We start from the raw sequence: 18,313 nt of genomic DNA, 5'->3' as shown, positions 1-18,313 counted from the left end.
ATGTTTCCCGATATGACAACGCGCCCTGGGAGGGATTTCCGCATCTATCTCAAGAGGTAGTCGCAGCGCTAACAAACAGTGATATTTGCTACACTTTGGTAGGATGCGCGCTCGCGCTCGGGTTCTGGGTCACTCTTGCCATTAGTCCCAGGCGCTTGATATAGTGGGTCACAGGCTACGTAAAAGAGCGAAATCATAAATTATGTTATTTAACAGTATTGAATTTTTAGTATTTTTTGCGATTGTTTTCGCCATATATTATTTCCCTCCGTTGCAAAAAGTGCAGGTTCCCATCCTGATCATTGCCAGCTTTATTTTTTACAGTTGGAGCGCCCCCGCACTATTGCTGATCCTGCTACTCTCCATTATTATCAACGCTACAGTCAGCTTTCAAGTTGCCCGAAATTCTGACAAGAAACAGCGATTTTTTTGGGCTTTATCGGGAGTCGTTCTCAATGTATTAATTTTGAGCTTGTTTAAATACGCCGGTTTGCTAACTAACTTTGTTGGCGAGGTTTTTAATATTGCTCGCTCCGAAGGCAGCATTGCTTATTTATTCTTAAAATTGCCTCTGCCTATCGGCATTTCTTTCTACACATTTGAAGGCATAAGTTTAATCGTAGACGTACTGACTCAAAAAAATAAAAGCGAAACCGCAGCCAACACTTACGTCTCGCCCAACTTTAGCCAACACCTGCTAAATACTTCATTTTTTATTGGCTTTTTTCCCAATTTGCTGTCAGGCCCGATTTTAAAATCTCAGACATTTTATCCCCAGATTGCTCCTAAATATTTTAAAGATATTCCTTGGAATTTCATTTTTCGCTCGCTCGTTGTCGGCTACTTCCTAAAAATGGTCATCGCCGACAACTTAAAAGACTATACCTTCTGGATTAGCTTTCCCTACTACCGAGGATTTGGAACTATTACCAACCTGACACTGCTGTTTGGCTACTCAATACAAATTTTCGCCGATTTTGCCGGTTACTCCTTAATTGCGATCGGTTTTGCGGGTGCTTTGGGTTACAAAATTCCCGACAATTTCGACTTTCCCTACATCTCGCGTTCCCTCTCCGAATTCTGGAGAAGGTGGCACATTTCCCTCTCAACTTGGCTCCGAGATTACCTATACTTTCCCCTCGGCGGAAACCGCAAAGGAAAAATCAGAACTTATGTTAACTTAATGATAGTAATGACTTTAGGAGGATTATGGCATGGGGCTGCTTGGAGTTATGCAGTTTGGGGAATTTATCACGGATTAGGTTTAGCAGTAGAACGCTTTTTTGGGTTCGACAAATCCAAAAACAAATTACAAGAATCAAATCAAGTAAAAACCAAACCCATCTGGCAGCAATTATTATTGGACAGCCTTAGCGTTTTAGGAATTTTCTCTTTTGTTTCCGTGGGATGGCTGCTTTTCAAACTGCCTCGATTTGAAGAAGCGGTTGACTTCGCAGTTACTTTAGTTCGCAACTATAAAGTCAAGCCCGGTTGGAGTCACATTATTCCGACGCTAATTTTTTCGCTACCAGTAGTGATTTATCACATTCCCCATTTTCCCACTTGGCAAAATCGGATGAAACAGAATTCAAATAAAAACGGTCAAAAAGTCTGGAGCCTTTATCAAGATTTAGCTTTAGGAATTATGCTAGCAATGATATTCCTCAACAGTGGCAGCTCGAAACAATTTATTTATTTCCAATTCTAGAAGGTGTTCTATGTTTGTCAAATTCCCGTTGCGACCGATTTTACGGCCGATACTAATTTTTCTGTTTATAATGAGCTTTTATCAAGTGCTCGTCACCGGCGGAGTTTTGCCTGCTTCCGACGGAGTTAGCCTGCTTCAAAATAATATTGTTAAAACTCAAAGGTATGTATATCAGGATAATTCCGCTCTAAAAATGGTAATGGTAGGTAGTTCTCTAGCTGCCAACCTTAATATTAAAGACATTGGAGAGGGTGTAAAGAGCATAGCTTTGGGGGGAGGAGCGAGCCAAACAGGTTTAGAAATAGTTAAAAGAAGTAAAAGCAAGCCTCCTATTGTTTTGGTAGAAATTAACGATACAATTGTTCGCAAAATAGATACAGAATTAATGGATTCTTTGTATCATCCTCTTTTTTATTGGTTACGCCAGTATCTACCGATGATGAGAGAGGAATACCGTCCGATTAGCATTTTTGTGGATTTTTTTAAAAGTCGATCGAAGCCGAATCACAAAGTGACGCGAGAGGCTCTAGACAGATTAGAAGGTCGATATCTTACTCCCGACTTATCGCAAAAAACTATCCAAACGATAGTTGATATTCAAAGTCAACCTTTGTCTGAAAAAGATGCAGAAGCTATAAAAAAAGAAGCTGAGTTTATTAAAAGTCAAATCGCAGAAATCCAAAAAAATAGCGGGGCGAAAGTAGTTTTATTTGACATACCGCAAGAGTCACGAGTTAACGCTGCAATCAGGAGAAAACAAGTCCAAGAATTGGCTAAAAAGCTGTTTCCATCCGATCGTTTTGAGTGGCTGCCACCCCCGAAAGAGCGAGAATGGCGTACCAATGACGGCGTTCACTTGATCCGCAGCGACGCTAGAGATTTTGCCGAGTTTTTGAGGGATAAATTGCTGGGCACGGTAGTGGCGGGATCTCTTGGCACCGCGCCTAGAAAAGAAAGCTTGTAATTTATTATGAAGTGTGTCATACTACATAATGAGCAAGTTTGGTTAAAGAACGATCGTGAGGTTTGTACTGAGGAGGGAGAGTTATCAAAGCTCTAAAAGCCACAGGACAAACAATTTGATGATCAGTATCAACCCGGCTTGATATGAGTTCAGCGTCAATAAAATCGAACAATGGCACGCTTAAATCAGATTATTGCGATCGAAAAAGGCATCAAAAGCCGCTCGGTTCAAGAACTGGCAGAAGCTCAAAAAGCTCTCCAGAAGCCCGCTGTGCTTTCTGGAATCTCCCGCACTTACCGTCCCAAAGACGAAGAAGGCGAACAACTGCCGCCAGAGTCCAAAAAAGTAGAAGTCAAAGCCGAAGAGATTATCCGCAAAACGACTGAAGTTTTGACCAAACTCTTCGACGTAACCGCCACTAAAGATTGGACAAATTGTAGCGCCCGCGCGGACGTAACTGTAGACGGAAATGTGCTTTTGAGCCAAGTTCCCGTCAGCTATTTGCTATTTATTGAAAAGCAGTTAGCAGATTTGCAAGCATTTATCAAAAAACTTCCTGTCTTAGATGCTTCCGAGACTTGGAACTTCGATGCTTCGGCAGACTGTTGGGCCACAGAACCGGTGCAAACTCTCAAGACTTTTAAAACTCCGCGCAATCACGTTAAAGCTGAAGCTACCGAACACCATCCGGCTCAAGTCGATGTTTATTACGAAGATATTACTATCGGCTATTGGCGGACTGTCAAGTTTTCTGGAGCTTTGCCAGCGCGGCGGATCAATGAGTTGCTGCAAAGGGTGGAAATATTGCAGCAAGCTGTTATGTTCGCCCGCGAAGAAGCTAACAATTCTGAAGTGGAGGAACAGAGAGTGGGAGAGCGAATTTTTCAGTTTATTTTTCGCTAAGTGCTGGTTTTTTTGATAGTTATGGTTTAAGGTATAAACAGAGTACAAGTTCAAACTCAAACTTCAACTTAAACCGTACAAATGTGATAGTGCAGGTTCGACTCCTGTCCCTTCTACCCAAAATAGGGGGGTAGCCCAATTGGCAGAGGCAGCATTGCGTACAAATTCAACAGCAAGTTATTACTCTAAACTCAGCATTCACCGCCGATCGCTAAAACGAATGTCAGGAAAAAATAACATCATCGAGGTTGCTGGCTCATATCCAGCCCCCTCTACCAAACGCAGGGGGGTAGCTCAATCGGTAGAGCGCGATGCTATTAATCTTAAATCCTTGACTTAAATGTGATAGCGTGCCCAAATGGGCGGTAAATATAAACCCAGTAGTAAGGTCAGAACTGCTGGGTTTTATGCTAATAATTGAATCAATTTGTTAAATCCGTCTGTCGTGGACGTATCAAGGCCGATGATTTACTGCATCAATCCTCAATGCGAACAACGCGAAAATCCTGCTGCTGCTCAAAATTGTCAGGCTTGCGGCACAGATTTGTTAATTGGCGATCGCTATCGTATCCTTAAATCAGTGCGATCGCCCAATCCCGCACGCTCCACAGACATCTTTGAAGTCGAAGATTTGGGAACCGGGGAAAACGAATGGGGAACTGTCAAAATTTTAAAAGTCTTGAAACACACCCACAACCCCGATTTAGTTCGCTTGTTCAAGCAAGAAGCGCGAGTTTTGATTTGGCTGGCCGGAAAGGGCTCCGTTCCCCAAGTCGAACCTGACGGTTATTTCCAAATTAAACTCCCTCATAATTTCCAAAAACTGTCTTGTTTGGTGATGGAAAAAATTACCGGAGAAAACTTGGCAGAATTATTAACTAAAAAACAGTACGTTTCTCAAAATCTCGCTCTTGATTGGCTGCAACAAATGCTTCATATTTTGCAGGAAATCCACAAATACCATTTAGTGCATCGGGATATTAAGCCATCCAACCTGATGGTTGAAGCCACTGGGAAATTGAGATTAATTGACTTCGGCGCCGCCACAGAAGCAGATATAGATACCGCACCCATAGGTTCTGCTGGATACGCCGCACCGGAACAAATTCTAGGTAAAGCAGGCGTGCGATCGGACTTTTTTGCCCTAGGGCGTACTTTTGTACATTTATTAACAGGCATACAGCCAAGTCACTTTCCCGTTAATGAAAAAACTGGTAAAATTAATTGGAGGAACCAGGCTGTAGATATTGACCCGTTACTCCTAGACTCGATCGACGAATTGATCGAACCGCTACCGGAAAACCGACCTGAAAATACCCAAGTTATTTTAGAAAAATTAAAAATTCACGACGCAGACCCCCTGCAAAAGGGGGACGCAACATCGCTTCAATAAATCTCTTCCAACCGGCGAAAATCCCGCTCAACTTCCGCCCACAAAGCCCGATTGTGAGGGTCCGTTTTCACAGCCTTTTTCAAATAAATTCTCGCCTTATCAACCTGCTTTTCTCCGATCAAATGCCGCCCCCAGCGCTGATAGGCGATCGCCTGCCATTGACGCACCTCCAAATCTTCCGGAACCCGCTGGGCCAAACCCTCAATCAAGGCGATCGCCCGCGGGAACCTCTGATATTTCAGCAACTGCTGCAACTCAACATAAGCATCTTGCTTTAACTTTTGTTCCACCGCCGACAGATCCGCATTAGATTGAACCGCGGCCTCTTTTCGAGTCACTTTAACTGCCTGCGGTTGAGCTTTCACCCCCCGATCCGGCGGTGTCGAAGTAGGCGGCACAGTTGAATTGGCAACTTTCGCCCCCGCAACATGGTGGGGGGCAACATTAACCAAGAACTTATAAGCCTCAGTAATAGCAATAAACTTATTCTTAGCCTGTTCGTTTCCCGGATTCACATCGGGGTGATACTGTCTGGCTAACTGCCGATAAGAGGCCTTAACTTGCGATAAACTCGCACCAGACCTGAGTCCTAACTGTCGGTAATAATCTGCAATATCCATCTAGCATGAATGAGCGTTGATAATACCATTAAATATGGCAGAATCCTTAAATGTAAAGATTCTGCCACAATTTACTGCGAACTAGATTGTAGTGCGAGGGTTGCCCGCACTACTGAAGCGAACAAACAACTTACGGACGCTCTTCGATCACTCTGTCAATCAAGCCGTATTCCTTGGCTTCCTCAGCGGACATGAAATAGTCGCGATCCATGTCCTTCTCGATTTTCTCGATCGGCTTGCCAGTATTTTTAGCATAGATATTATTGAGTTCGTGGCGCAGCCGCAGAATCTCTTTCGCCTCAATCTGAATATCCGTTGCTTGTCCCCGCGTGCCCCCAGAAGGCTGGTGAATCATGATTCGCGAGTGAGGCAAAGCTAACCGTTTCCCCTTCGCACCGGCAGCTAACAGGAAAGAACCCATCGAAGCAGCCAAGCCCACACAAATCGTCACCACGTCCGATTTAATGTGCTGCATGGTATCAAAAATAGCCATGCCTGCCGACACCATTCCGCCTGGGGAATTGATGTACAAAATAATATCCTTACCTGAATCTTCCGAATCAAGATAGAGCATCACAGCGATGATTTGATTAGCAATTTCATCGTCAACGTCCCTGCCCAAGAAAATAATTCGTTCCCGGTAGAGGCGATCGTAGATATTAATCCACTGAGTATCATAACCACCCGGCATTTTGTAGGGAACTTTTGGCACACCTATAGGCATAATTCGGAACTCCGTTTAGTTGGTAATTGGTGAGCGGGCTATTGGTTGTGGTTTATTAGTTATTTGTTACTTGTTATTTAAGGTTTTTTAGTTTTTGGCTATAATGACCACTAAACCATAACCAATAACTAATAACTAATAACTAATAAGCAATAACCGAATTAGATAACTCCTGCAGGCAGCGGTTTCGGCAATTCTTCCGAACTTTCAAGAACGCGATCGATCAAACCGTATTCTTTAGCTTCCTGGGGTGTCATGTACAGCAACCGATCCATATCTTTAGTAATCTTTTCGATCGGTTGGCCAGTACAGCTTGCAAAAATCTCAAGCATCGTCGCTTTATTTGCCAGCACTTCCTTAGCCCGAATTTGAATGTCGCTTGCTTGACCCCGCGTGTAAGCCTTGGGTTGGTGCAACACAATCGAAGCGTGTGGCAAACTTGCCCGAAAGCCTTTTGTACCAGCCGCTAACAGCATCGCAGACATCCCCATTGCCGAACCGAGGCAAATAGTGTGCACGGGCGGCTTAATGTACCTGATCGTATCGCAGATAGCGAAGGCTTCTGTTTCAAAGCCGACGGGTTCGCCACTGTAACCAGAAGTGCCGGTCGAGTTGATGTAGATTTTGATCGGCTTATCCGGGTCTTCGTACTGCAAGAACAACAGTTCAGCGATAATTAGTTCTGTTACCGCAGGCACCAGAGGCATCCCCAGATAAACGATCCGCTCCTTCAGCAACAGGGATGGCAAATCGGGAGGTGGCGTCCGAGAGTTCCCTTCCCCGTAGTATGGCGATTGCACAGCTTTAATTGGTGTGTTCATATAACCGAAATGTTGCCTGAACTGATGGAGCTATTCTTAAAGAAATACTAACGCAATCTTTAGGTATCCCGCATGAAAGTTAGTTTGCTCCCGGTTTTAAACGACCCTAACCTTGACGCTGCTGCGCCCTCAACGCAGCGCCAGCTAGCGATTTCGGTGTCTGCGACGGCAAGCTCGATCGACTCCAGCGTACCCTTAAACCTGTGCCTGATTCTCGACCACAGCGGTTCGATGGGTGGACGCCCTTTGGAAACCGTCAAACAAGCCGCCGGACGGTTGCTAGACAGGTTGAAGCCTGGGGATCGCTTTTGCGCGGTTGCTTTCGACCACAAAGCCAAAGTCCTCGTCCCCAATCAAATTGTAGGAGATCCCAGCAGCATTAAACGGCAAATTGAGCAATTGCGCTCGGCCGGTGGCACAGCAATTGATGAGGGCATTAAGTTAGGTATTGAAGAGTTGGGCAAAGGCAAAAAAGAAGCTATATCTCAGGCGTTTCTGCTGACTGACGGCGAAAACGAACACGGCGACGACAGCCGCTGTTTGAAGTTGGCTAAATTGGCTGCCGACTACAACATGACTTTAAATTCTCTGGGATTTGGCGATAACTGGAACCAGGATATTTTGGAAAAGATTGCTGACGCGGGCGGCGGTGCTCTGGCTCACATTCAGCGTCCCGAAGATGCGGTTGACGAGTTTGGCAAACTATTTACTCGCATCCAAGGTGTAGGTTTGACTAATGCTTATTTGCTATTTTCCCTAATGCCAAAAGTGCGGTTAGCCGAACTCAAACCGATCGCCCAAGTTTCCCCGGATACGATCGAATTACCGGTACAGCAAGAGGGCGATCGTTTTATGGTACGCCTGGGAGATTTAATGAAGGATATAGAGCGAGTAGTTTTGGCTAATATTTATATTGGACAGTTGCCCGAAGGTATACAGGCGATCGGGCAATTGCAAATTCGCTACGACGATCCGACTGTCGGTCAAAGTTTGCTTTCCGATCCTGTTGCAGTTTCTGCTAATGTCCAGAAAGTTTATCAGCCGGCTCTTAACCCGACTGTACAGCAGCACATTTTAGCTTTGGCTAAATACCGCCAAACTCAACTCGCAGAAACTAGATTGCAACAGGGCGATCGCGCCGGCGCGGCAACGATGCTGCAAACGGCCGCTAAAACTGCTTTGCAAATGGGCGATAAAAGTGCCGCAACTGTGCTGCAAACCTCTGCTACTCGCTTGCAATCTGGTGAACAATTGAGTGAAGCCGATCGCAAGAAAACTCGGATTGCTTCTAAAACTATTTTGAAGTAATCGCGCGATTTGAAATTTTAAATAATTTTAAATTGGGCGATCGGACAATTCGGCGATGCGAAATCGCCTCTACAAAAACGAAACCCGCCCCTAGGCGGGTTTCAATATTCTGAGTCTCGCCTGCAAAAAGCGAAAGTCAGTGTATGCCGATTGTTTCAAGCTGTGGATCGTGTAGAAGCGCCATCGTTTAGAATGTTTCTATCACCTATCAAGAGTGCTTGTATGAACCAGACAATATCTGATAAAGTACGCTGGACTACCGCCGATTTAGAACTATTGCCCGATAACGGCGATCGTTACGAAATTATTGATGGGGAGTTATTTGTGACTACAGCACCGCATTGGGGTCATCAACAGGCTATAGGCAACCTCTACCAAGAACTTAATACTTGGTCGCGAGAGACTAATTTAGGACGAGCAGGAATCAATCCGGGTATCATCTTCACGGATGCTGATAACGTTATTCCTGATGTAGTTTGGGCGAGCAATGAACGCTTGGCTATCTTGCTAGACGAAGCCGGCCATTTAACCGCCGCACCCGAGTTAATTGTTGAAGTATTGTCCCCCGGTGCAGACAATGAAAGACGGGATAGAGATTTGAAACTCCGACTCTATTCGGTACGAGGAGTACAGGAATACTGGATTGTGAATTGGCGGTTGCAGCAAATAGAAGTTTATCGCAGGGAACAAGCAAGTTTAAGGCTCATTGCTACGCTGTTGAGCGCTGATGAATTGACCTCGCCTTTGTTACCTGGTTTTAGTTGCTCTGTCGCTCGAATTTTTGCTTAGATTTATGAAACACTTTTACCGGACGATCGCCCTTTTGGGATTTGTTACCGTTTTGGGCGGCATATCCCCTGCCATTTGTACCCAACCCTCACCAATACTCATCGTTCAAAATACTGCTGAAGACTTATTTAACAGCGCTTTAGCCAAATCAGAAGCAGGAGATATTCAAGGGGCGATCGCTGATTACACCGAAGCTATTCGCCTCAACCCCAACTACGCCAAAGCCTACAACAAACGCGGCATCATCCACGGCCGCAATCTCAAAGACTATCCAGCAGCTAAAGCAGATTTCGATCGCGCAATTGAAATTAACCCCAACTACGGCGATGCCTACTACAACCGCGCCAGAGCCCGCGAATTCTTAGAAGACAAACCGGGGGCGATCGCCGATTATCAAAAAGCAGCCGAACTCTATCAAAAAGATGGCAATACCAACGATTATCAAGATGCCATCAAGCACCTTGAAATGCTGCAAGAATAAATGGCTTTTGAAAACATATTATAATTATAATATGGTTAGTCTTTTACAAATAGCAATTATGATTGCCAACAAAAGTCACAAGTACGCATCCCCAGAAGACTATTTAGAAGGCGAAAAAATCAGCCCCATCAAGCACGAATACAGACAAGGCGAAATTTATGCAATGGCAGGAGCAAGTGATGCCCATGAAACTATTTGCATCAACTTAGTAAACTTGCTCACAACTCATATTAGAGGCAGAGGCTGTCGCATCTATGGGGGAAACATGAAAGCCAGAATTGAGCAAGCAGACGTGTTTTACTATCCAGATATCATGGTGACTTGCGATGAAAGAGATAGAAGCCTGGAATATTTCAAACGCTACCCGCGCCTAATCGTAGAAGTTTTATCTACAACAACAGCAGCATTCGATCGCGGAAATAAATTTGCCGACTACCGCACCTTAGAAACTTTACAAGAATACGTACTGATTAACCAAGAAAGAATCAGTGTAGAATCTTACCAGCGCAATGCAGAAGGGCGCTGGGAACTTTACCCTTACGCGGAGGGCGAAGAAGTTCGCTTGGCTAGCGTAGACTTTCAATGCCCGATCGCACAAATTTACGAAGATGTTCTAGGAATCAGTTAAAATAGTCGATCGCACAAACACCAAAAATTCATCTGTGTTCATCTGTGTCCATCTGCGGTTAAACACTCCAAATTAACTATTCAAAAAATGCCCGAAACTTCCACTGTCACCGTCACCGTACCCGCCACAACCGCCAACCTGGGCCCCGGATTCGACTGCATCGGTGCCGCTTTAAGCCTCTACAACCGCTTTCAATTCTCCCGACTCGAAGCCTCAGCAACCGAGAAAGTAAAAATTACTGTTACGGGCCAAGAAGCTGCCAAAGTCAAGACAGACGACAGCAATCTCGCTTATCAAGCTTTTCTCAAGTTATACGATCGCCTCAACCAATCGCCGCCCCCTGTAGCCATAAATATAGATATGCAAGTGCCGCTGGCTAGAGGTTTGGGAAGTTCCGCCACAGCTATTGTCGGTGGGTTAGTCGGTGCAAATGAGTTAGCCGGTGCGCCTTTGAGTCAGGTGGAAGTGATGCAATTGGCGATCGAACTTGAAGGCCATCCCGACAACGTTGTCCCCGCTTTACTCGGAGGTTGTCGCCTCGCTGCTAGCAATCCACCCCCCCAACCCCCCTTGACTAAGGGGGGTGCTTGGGAGATTTGCGATATTCCCTGGCATCCAAATATTGTGGCCGTGGTAGCCATCCCCGATTTTGAACTGTCTACAGCCGAAGCCCGCAAAGTTTTGCCAGCAGATTACAGTAAGGCTGACGCGATTTTTAATGCTGCACACCTCGGTTTCCTAGTGCGGGCTTTGGAAACTGGGAATGAAAACTGGCTGCGCTGCGCCCTCCAAGACAAAATTCACCAGCCTTACCGGCAATCTCTGATTAAGGGATATGAAGCGGTGCAACAAGCCGCCGTGAATGCAGGGGCTTGTGGAATGGTAATTAGCGGTGCCGGACCGACGCTTTTGGCTTTAACGGATGCTACTAATGCTGATGCGGTTGTGAGGGAAATGGCAACTGCTTGGATGGAATTTGAGGTAAAGGCAGATGTAAGGGCGATCGGTCTCGATACTCAAGGCGCGCAAGTCTCCCTTTAGTTATTCCACTCCTAGACACACAACATCTAGATAACCGTGTTTTGTAGGGGCAATCTCCGGTGATTGCCCCTCTCCATGGAATTATTCATATTTCTATTCTCTTCCTCTCTCCTCCAAATCTCTTGAATATCAACTCAAGTCTCTTTTCGATAACTTCTGCCAAGCCCTCTACAAAATTTTACCTTTAAAAAAAATGCAGTCATTGTAGGGGCGGATTCACCATCATCTCAGGCTAAAACAAACAATCTCAAAAACCCGCCCCCACCAACGGTAAATACTGTTAATTAACTGTGACGCAGCGGAATTTCTATCTGAATTTTAGTGCCTTTACCCGGTTCGGAAAAACACTTGAACTCTCCTTTATGCTGCTCTACAATTATCCGATAGCTGAGAGCAAGTCCCGATGATATGGGTTGTTCCGCAGGTTTTGCTCCCAAAAATGGCTCAGAAATTTGGGCTGTGGTATCTTTGCTATGTGCGATGTCGTTATCAGCAATCTCAATAGAAATTCGTTGAGCATCGACCACCTGAGTGGTAATCAAAATGACAGGCTTAAATTTGATGGATTCCAACTCCTCTAACTCTTGAGCCGACTCTTCCAAAGCATCGATCGCATGATTGATGATATTCAGAAAAGCTTGATTGAGCAGCCCTGCGTAACATTCAATCTGTGGCAAATTGCCGAATTGTTTCATCACCTTGATGTCTCGCCTCCCCTCGCGAGCCGGCAAGCGGTGCTGCAACAACAACAGAGTATTTTCTAAACCGTCGGAAACATCGAATAACTGCCAGCCCGATCGATCGCTGCGGGAAAAATCCTGTAGCGACAAAATTATTTGGCGGATGCGATCGCTCCCGGTACGCATGGAACTCACAATTTTTAATAAATCGTCGAGTACGAATTCCACATCCATCTCTTGTTGTTTTTGCATGATTTCCGCTCCTGGAGCGACTAGCTCTTTTTGATACAATCGCAGCAGGTCAATTAAATCGGTAGCGTAGCTTTGGACGTGAGTTAGATTGCTGTAAATAAAAGTAATTGGGTTGTTAATTTCGTGGGCGATACCTGATACCAATTCGCCCAAACTAGACATTTTTTCATTTTGCAGCATTCGATCGCGCGACAGTTGCAATTCTTGCTGGGTGAGAGCCAACTGCGCCCTCAACTCGCGCGATCGCTTAGACGCGCGCACCCGCGCCAATAATTCCTGCTTAACTATCGGTTTAAACAGAAAATCGTCAAAGGGCACATCCAATTCTTGAACTTCATCAAATTGCTCCGGTGTTGTCAGCAGAATAAAATAGGTTGCCGCCAATTCTCGTGAAGCGAAGCTATCCCGTAGGGAATCGGCTTTCACCAGTCGGCACACCTCCAAAAAGTTGATTTGAGGCGAAGTGCCGTCGCAAATTATCGCATCGGGGGACAATTCCCTCGCCAAGTCTAAACCCTCTTGATCGTCGGAAACGACTCTCACCTGATGTCCCTCTTGGCCGAGTAACTCTTGCACCACTTGAAAACTCACAGTATCCGCGACGATCGCCAGAATCTTTGCCATACTTCTACCAACTCCACAAATTACTTTTTAGGATACAACCGCCAGAATTGCGCTGACAGATTTAAAATTCCAAAATAGTTCAATTACATCAAAAAACAACCGATGCCCGCTCCCTCAAAACCAAAAATAGCCCATACCATTTTAGATTTTATATTTTAGAGTAAAAAATTGGGAATGACTTACTGTATAATAATAGTTGGGAGCTTGCCTACAGTTGCATATTTTTTGGGGACTGGTATCACTAGAAGGTATAATTTTAGACGGGCAATGCAAAAATGCAAATTTTCTCCTTCGTAATTAATGGTACATCAGAGCTTTCTGCCGAAAGACTGCTGAGGGCGATCGCAGATACTTTCTCAAGTTGCGCCAGGAAACAATAAAAAACTTTAAAATCAATTAATAGTATCGTCAAATTCACCTTCTCGGTCAGCGCCTGAGAATGCCAATTACCAACACCACCTCAACTTTGATTCAAGCCGAAACACTAGAACTATTAGAATGGCCGCGCCTGTGTCAGCACTTGGCTACCTTCGCGGCCACCAAACTCGGCGTCGCCGCCGCCCTCGACCTCGAAATCCCGGCAACTCAAGCTCAAACAGCAGAACTCCTAGCCCAAACTCAGGAAGCTTATCAGTTAGAGAGCCGCGCTGGCGGTGCTTTGAGTTTTGAAGGAATCCAAGACATCGGCACTTCGCTGCAGCGAGCCGAACTGCAAGGTTTGCTCAGCGGCGAAGAATTGCTGGCCATTGCTACTACCCTCGCCGGAGCAAGGCAATTGCGCCGGATAATTGACTCTCAGGCAGATGTGCCGACGCTCAAAGAACTGGCATCCCAATTGCGGACTTATCCCGAACTAGAGCAAGAAATCCACCGCTGTATAGACGATCGCGCTCAAGTAGCAGACAGAGCCACTCCTAAATTAGCAGGAATTAGAGTTCAAATGCGACAGTTGCGCGATCGCATTTATCAAATATTGCAGGGGATTTTGCAGCGCCAATCCAACGCCGTACAAGAACAGCTAATTACCCAAAGAAGCGGCCGCTTTGTCATTCCCGTCAAAGCTCCCCAAAAAGATGCCATACCGGGCATCGTTCACGACTCCTCGGCCAGCGGCGCGACACTGTACGTAGAACCCCACAGCACAGTCAATCTTAACAACCAAATGCGGCAGTTGCTCAGGCAAGAACAAGCCGAAGAAGAAGCAGTCCGCCGCGCCCTCACGGAGCAAGTCGCAGCAGTAAAACCCGATTTAGACAGATTGGTGGTGGTAGTTACAACTTTAGATTTAGCGGTCGCTAAAGCGCGTTATAGTTTTTGGTTGCAAGCAAATCCGCCGAAATTTATCGAATTGGGAGAACCCGAATTAGCACCAAAAAATCCCGAAACAGAAGATGAGGAAAAAGAAGATGAGGAAAACTCAGAAAACAGTCAATTATTAATTCGCAACCTGCGATCGCAAATTACCCTGCGCCAGTTGCGCCATCCTTTATTAGTTTGGCAGCAACATCACGAGCAAGGCTTTCCAGTCGTGCCGGTCGATTTAACGATCGCGCCGCACATCCGCGTCGTCGCCATCACAGGCCCCAACACTGGCGGCAAAACTGTCACTCTCAAAACCTTGGGCTTGGCAGCTTTAATGGCGAAAGCCGGAATGTTTGTTGCCGCCCGCGAACCCGTAGAATTGCCTTGGTTCGACAATATTTTGGCCGATATTGGTGACGAACAATCTTTGCAGCAAAGTTTGTCTACTTTCTCCGGTCATATCCGCCGCATCAGCCGCATTTTAGAAGTTTTACACAATAAATCGCAGGCGGAAGGGGAAGAAAATTCAACAAACCTTCCAATTACTAATTCCCAACAGCAAGACCAAGAAGTCACAGATACACACAACACTGTTTCTGCTCTCCCAATTCTCAAACCTAAATTACAAATTCCTCAACCCCAAACCCCAATTACCAATTCCCAATTACCAATTCCCAAATCTTTAGTTTTGTTAGACGAAGTAGGAGCGGGGACAGACCCCTCAGAAGGCAGTGCATTGGCGATCGCCCTGTTGAAATACCTCGCCCAACATTCCCTATTAACAGTTGCAACTACCCACTTTGGCGAACTCAAAGCCCTCAAATATCAAGACTCCCGCTTTGAAAATGCCTCAGTAGAATTTGACGACAATTCCATGCAGCCAACCTATCGCTTGCTGTGGGGAATTCCCGGACGTTCCAACGCCCTCACCATTGCCCAAAGACTCGGTTTGCTAGCATCCATAGTCGAAGAAGCTCAAACCTATGTCGGGGGAGCCTCTCAAGATGTTAATCAAGTGATTGCTGGACTCGAAGCACAGCGCCGGAAACAGGAAACCAAGGCCAGAGAAGCAACTCAACTGCTACACCAAACCGAAAAACTGCACAGAGAAGTTTCTCAAAAAGCAGCCGCTTTGCAAGAGCGGGAGCGAGAACTAAAAATAGCTCAGGAAGTGGCAGTAAATGAGGCGATAGGCTCGGCAAAATCAGAAATTGCTCAAATCATTCGTCGCTTGCAGTCGGGCAACCAGACGGCTCAAAATGCCCAACAAGCGACAGAAACCTTAAATCAAATTTCTGAAAAACACCTGCCCTCTCGACAGCAACCGGCTAAACCCAAACCGAGTTTTATGCCGAAAGTGGGCGATCGCATCCGCATTCCCAGCTTGGGCCAAACCGCCGAAGTCCTCAGCGGCCCCGACGCTAACGAAGAGTTGAGCGTTAGGTTTGGGATTATGAAAATGACTGTCAAACTAGGAGAAATTGAATCCCTCGACGGTCAAAAACCGGAAACGAAAGCTCAATTAGCCAAGGCGGCCGCCCAAGCACAAGCACTCGCTACGGCTAAAGCTAAGCAAGCAGCGGCGGAACCTGCAAAACCCAATCCCGAAATCGCCATCCGCACTGCTAATAATTCGATCGACCTACGGGGTGCGAGAGTCTCAGACGCAGAAATCGAAATAGACAGAGCTCTTTCCAAAGCCGTGGAATACGGAGTGCTGTGGATAATTCACGGCAAAGGTACGGGACAGTTGCGGCGCGGCGTTCACGAGTTCCTCGCGAATCACCCGCAGGTTTCCCGCTTTGAGCTCGCCAGTCAAAAAGAAGGAGGTGCAGGTGTGACGGTGGTTTATTTGAAATAGTCAGGAGTTACGCATTTCCGGTTGACTCGTAATTATAGCAATCCTAAATCATTTGTAATTTTCTTACTCCCGAACCGCGGGTTCGGGGAGGGTTGGGGTGGGGTAAAAAATTTACGACTCCTTTAGGATTGCTATATATATTTGTCGGCAGCAAAACAAGTTGCAACGAACAGATCGTAGTGATACAACCGGAATGGATACTATACTGCAAATGTGGCATAATTAAGAGTTGATTTCCCACTTTATTAACTGCCTGATTAATGAAAAAAACTCCCTCAAATGAAGTTTTGGTTGGCGACTGTCGTGAAGTGATGAAGACCTTGCCAGAAAATTATATTTCTGCCTGTATCACTGACCCACCTTATAATTATGAATTTATTGGTCATAGATGGGATGACTCAGAAATTCAAAGGCGTATGGAAAGAGTCAATGGCAAGGGAAATAAAACCCTGGTTAAAAACATTCCCTATGGCAGTGGTTTAGCAGGTGGAGTCAGAAACGAAAAATGGTATCAAAGGAATCGTAACAACACTCTGGATTATGAAAAGTGGTGCTTTGAGTGGGGTGAGCAGCTTTTTCGTATCTGCAAACCGGGTGCGACAGTTTTAGTTTTCAACAGCACACGAACGGTTGCTCACGTACAAGTTGCACTTGAAACTGCTGGTTTCTATGCGAGAGATATTCTTGTTTATAAAAGATCGAGTGGTATCCCTAAAGGTGTCAATATTAAACAACAGTTAGAGAAGAAAGGATATGAAAATTCTGAAAAATGGGATGGTTGGCACAGTTGTCTGAGGAATGAATGGGAAGCAATCTGCGTACTTCAAAAACCACTGGTCAATAATTACTTGGAAACTCTACAGGAGTATGGTACTGGTCTATTTTATACTAAAGATCAGTTCGGTGGTTTTCAGTCAAATATTTTAGAAGGTATACAGCGTGAGAAAACCGAGGAGTTCAACGTCCATTGCACAGTTAAACCAATCGCTCTCATGAGAAAGCTGGTCGAAATATTTGTACCGCGTTTGGAAAATTCTATTCTAATCGATCCTTTCGCAGGATCGGGAACCACATTGCTGGCGGCGCAAGAATTTGGCATTAGGTATGTTGGCATTGAAATAGTACCTGACTACATAGAGATTATCAACAAGCGCCTTGATAGTTTCAACGGTATACAGGGAATTCTCCCACTTTTTCAATAAGAAATGACTTTAAATCAAACCCGCTTATTGTTTTTATGAACTCAAACGAATCCTCCCCAGTGTAAATTTTCCAAGTCCCTACTTGGCACGCTGTAATAGCTGCAGGCAAATTATCTTGTCTGAGAATTAAAAATACGGGCTCGTAATTATAAGTACGAAGTAGTTGGCCATAAGATTTGAACTTTTTCAGTGTTCCAGAGTCTCCTGAGCCAATACGATATTTTGTATCTATTGCGTACCCATCAACAATCAGATCGCACGGCTCATCGCTTCCAACTTTAAAGGCGGGCTGAAAACTACGGCAATATGTTTTACACGTTTCAGTAACTAACAATTGCCAACACATACCTAATACCAATTTCCTAAAGTTCTGCTACAGATAAGGCATCTAAAATGAATTGCCATCCCGTCAAAGAAGCAATGACTTCATTCGTCAACTTGTTTAACTCTTTTTGCACCGCTGCTCTCAACTCCTCTATGTGTTCAAATCTCAACCATTTTAATTGTTCTTTTACATACCCCCACAGTCATTAAGATTGGATTTACTTCGGGACTGTAGGCTGGCTGAAATAGCAAAATAACATTCTCGGGTATGCTCAGATTTAAGGAGTTATGAAACCCTCCATTATCTACTTGTATGATATGTAAATCCCGAGGATACTTATTGGCAAATAGCTCCAAGAATTTCTCGAAGCACGTTGTATCCAGATGCGTAAACTCGTAAAAAAAACCCTCTCCTGTTAGTGGCTCCACTGCCCCGTACAGCCATAAATAAGTAAAATCCCATTGCACTTTTCCTGGCGGTTTTATTCCGCGACCTGTTAATTTTCTTCTCCTAATTGTAGGCAAGCCCATCCGGCTTTCATTTTCACTCCAATATCGCACTTTTTTCCACTGCTTTAAAAAGCTCTCACTCTGACTCAGGCTGTCTTTGATTAAGGATGACAGTTTTTTTTAAATTCCTCTGGTGCTCCTGGTTTTTGCTTTTCACTTACTGGGCGCGGCACTTTTA

At 45.2% G+C, this 18,313-nt stretch carries 16 protein-coding genes; 11 read left to right on the top strand and 5 right to left on the bottom strand.

From position 1 onward, the window contains the following. Nucleotides 1–202 precede the first annotated feature (202 nt). From QUB25_RS06590 to QUB25_RS06575, 4 genes are all read left to right on the top strand, one after another. Nucleotides 203–1,708: an MBOAT family O-acyltransferase gene (locus QUB25_RS06590; protein WP_333182454.1), complete on the top strand. Its 1,506-nt coding sequence runs from the start codon at nucleotides 203–205 to the stop codon at nucleotides 1,706–1,708. A 70-nt stretch (nucleotides 1,709–1,778) separates the two neighbouring features. Further along, a complete protein-coding gene (locus QUB25_RS06585) occupies nucleotides 1,779–2,672 on the top strand; it encodes a hypothetical protein (protein ID WP_333182453.1) in 894 nt (297 codons plus the stop codon). A 171-nt stretch (nucleotides 2,673–2,843) separates the two neighbouring features. After that, a complete protein-coding gene (locus tag QUB25_RS06580; protein WP_190732936.1) occupies nucleotides 2,844–3,575 on the top strand; it encodes a DUF7873 family protein in 732 nt (243 codons plus the stop codon). Nucleotides 3,576–4,020: 445 nt separating this feature from the next. Continuing rightward, nucleotides 4,021–4,968 carry a serine/threonine-protein kinase gene (locus QUB25_RS06575; RefSeq protein WP_333182452.1) on the top strand — a complete coding sequence of 316 codons (948 nt, stop codon included), beginning with the start codon at nucleotides 4,021–4,023 and terminating at the stop codon, nucleotides 4,966–4,968. Here the strand turns inward: QUB25_RS06575 and QUB25_RS06570 are convergent. From QUB25_RS06570 to QUB25_RS06560, 3 genes are all read right to left on the bottom strand, one after another. Continuing rightward, nucleotides 4,962–5,588 carry a J domain-containing protein gene (locus tag QUB25_RS06570; RefSeq protein ID WP_333182451.1) on the bottom strand — a complete coding sequence of 209 codons (627 nt, stop codon included), beginning with the start codon at nucleotides 5,586–5,588 and terminating at the stop codon, nucleotides 4,962–4,964. The two genes, QUB25_RS06575 and QUB25_RS06570, sit on opposite strands and share 7 nt — an antisense overlap. Before the next feature lie 130 nt (nucleotides 5,589–5,718). Further along, nucleotides 5,719–6,312: an ATP-dependent Clp protease proteolytic subunit gene (locus QUB25_RS06565; RefSeq protein ID WP_190741966.1), complete on the bottom strand. Its 594-nt coding sequence runs from the start codon at nucleotides 6,310–6,312 to the stop codon at nucleotides 5,719–5,721. 161 nt (nucleotides 6,313–6,473) lie between these two features. Further along, nucleotides 6,474–7,133, bottom strand: a complete 660-nt coding sequence (locus QUB25_RS06560) for an ATP-dependent Clp protease proteolytic subunit (RefSeq protein ID WP_333038231.1) — start codon at nucleotides 7,131–7,133, stop codon at nucleotides 6,474–6,476. 72 nt (nucleotides 7,134–7,205) lie between these two features. Here QUB25_RS06560 and QUB25_RS06555 point away from each other — a divergent pair, with 72 nt between their 5' ends. From QUB25_RS06555 to thrB, 5 genes are all read left to right on the top strand, one after another. Further along, nucleotides 7,206–8,441: a VWA domain-containing protein gene (locus tag QUB25_RS06555; RefSeq protein ID WP_333182450.1), complete on the top strand. Its 1,236-nt coding sequence runs from the start codon at nucleotides 7,206–7,208 to the stop codon at nucleotides 8,439–8,441. Nucleotides 8,442–8,663: 222 nt separating this feature from the next. Continuing rightward, nucleotides 8,664–9,230, top strand: coding sequence for a Uma2 family endonuclease (locus QUB25_RS06550; protein WP_333182449.1), 567 nt, complete (start codon nucleotides 8,664–8,666; stop codon nucleotides 9,228–9,230). Nucleotides 9,231–9,234: 4 nt separating this feature from the next. Next, on the top strand, nucleotides 9,235–9,711 hold the full coding sequence (locus QUB25_RS06545; protein WP_333182448.1) for a tetratricopeptide repeat protein: 477 nt from the start codon (nucleotides 9,235–9,237) through the stop codon (nucleotides 9,709–9,711). A gap of 58 nt (nucleotides 9,712–9,769) precedes the next feature. After that, entirely contained in the window at nucleotides 9,770–10,339 is a 570-nt protein-coding gene (locus tag QUB25_RS06540; protein ID WP_333084911.1) for a Uma2 family endonuclease, read from the top strand. A gap of 87 nt (nucleotides 10,340–10,426) precedes the next feature. After that, nucleotides 10,427–11,380, top strand: coding sequence for a homoserine kinase (gene thrB, locus QUB25_RS06535; protein WP_333182447.1), 954 nt, complete (start codon nucleotides 10,427–10,429; stop codon nucleotides 11,378–11,380). A gap of 284 nt (nucleotides 11,381–11,664) precedes the next feature. Here the strand turns inward: thrB and QUB25_RS06530 are convergent, their stop codons facing one another. After that, a complete protein-coding gene (locus QUB25_RS06530; RefSeq protein WP_333182446.1) occupies nucleotides 11,665–12,936 on the bottom strand; it encodes an ATP-binding protein in 1,272 nt (423 codons plus the stop codon). A 466-nt stretch (nucleotides 12,937–13,402) separates the two neighbouring features. On the opposite strand from QUB25_RS06530, the gene QUB25_RS06525 reads away from it, so the two are divergent. Together QUB25_RS06525 and QUB25_RS06520 are read left to right on the top strand one after the other, a co-directional pair. Then, nucleotides 13,403–16,099 carry an endonuclease MutS2 gene (locus tag QUB25_RS06525; protein ID WP_333182558.1) on the top strand — a complete coding sequence of 899 codons (2,697 nt, stop codon included), beginning with the start codon at nucleotides 13,403–13,405 and terminating at the stop codon, nucleotides 16,097–16,099. Nucleotides 16,100–16,359: 260 nt separating this feature from the next. Beyond that, the gene (locus QUB25_RS06520; protein ID WP_333182445.1) at nucleotides 16,360–17,301 is read left to right on the top strand and encodes a site-specific DNA-methyltransferase; all 942 of its coding nucleotides are present in this window, start codon (nucleotides 16,360–16,362) and stop codon (nucleotides 17,299–17,301) included. Nucleotides 17,302–17,784: 483 nt separating this feature from the next. On the opposite strand, the gene QUB25_RS29740 is transcribed toward QUB25_RS06520, so the two are convergent. Then, on the bottom strand, nucleotides 17,785–18,156 hold the full coding sequence (locus QUB25_RS29740; protein ID WP_445251933.1) for a transposase: 372 nt from the start codon (nucleotides 18,154–18,156) through the stop codon (nucleotides 17,785–17,787). Nucleotides 18,157–18,313: the final 157 nt, after the last annotated feature.

It is taken from the genome of Microcoleus sp. B3-D7, from assembly GCF_036705305.1.
Taxonomy (GTDB): domain Bacteria; phylum Cyanobacteriota; class Cyanobacteriia; order Cyanobacteriales; family Microcoleaceae; genus Microcoleus.
The sequence above is the reverse complement of the archived record's forward strand: the minus strand, read 5'-3'. Positions and strand labels throughout refer to the sequence as shown.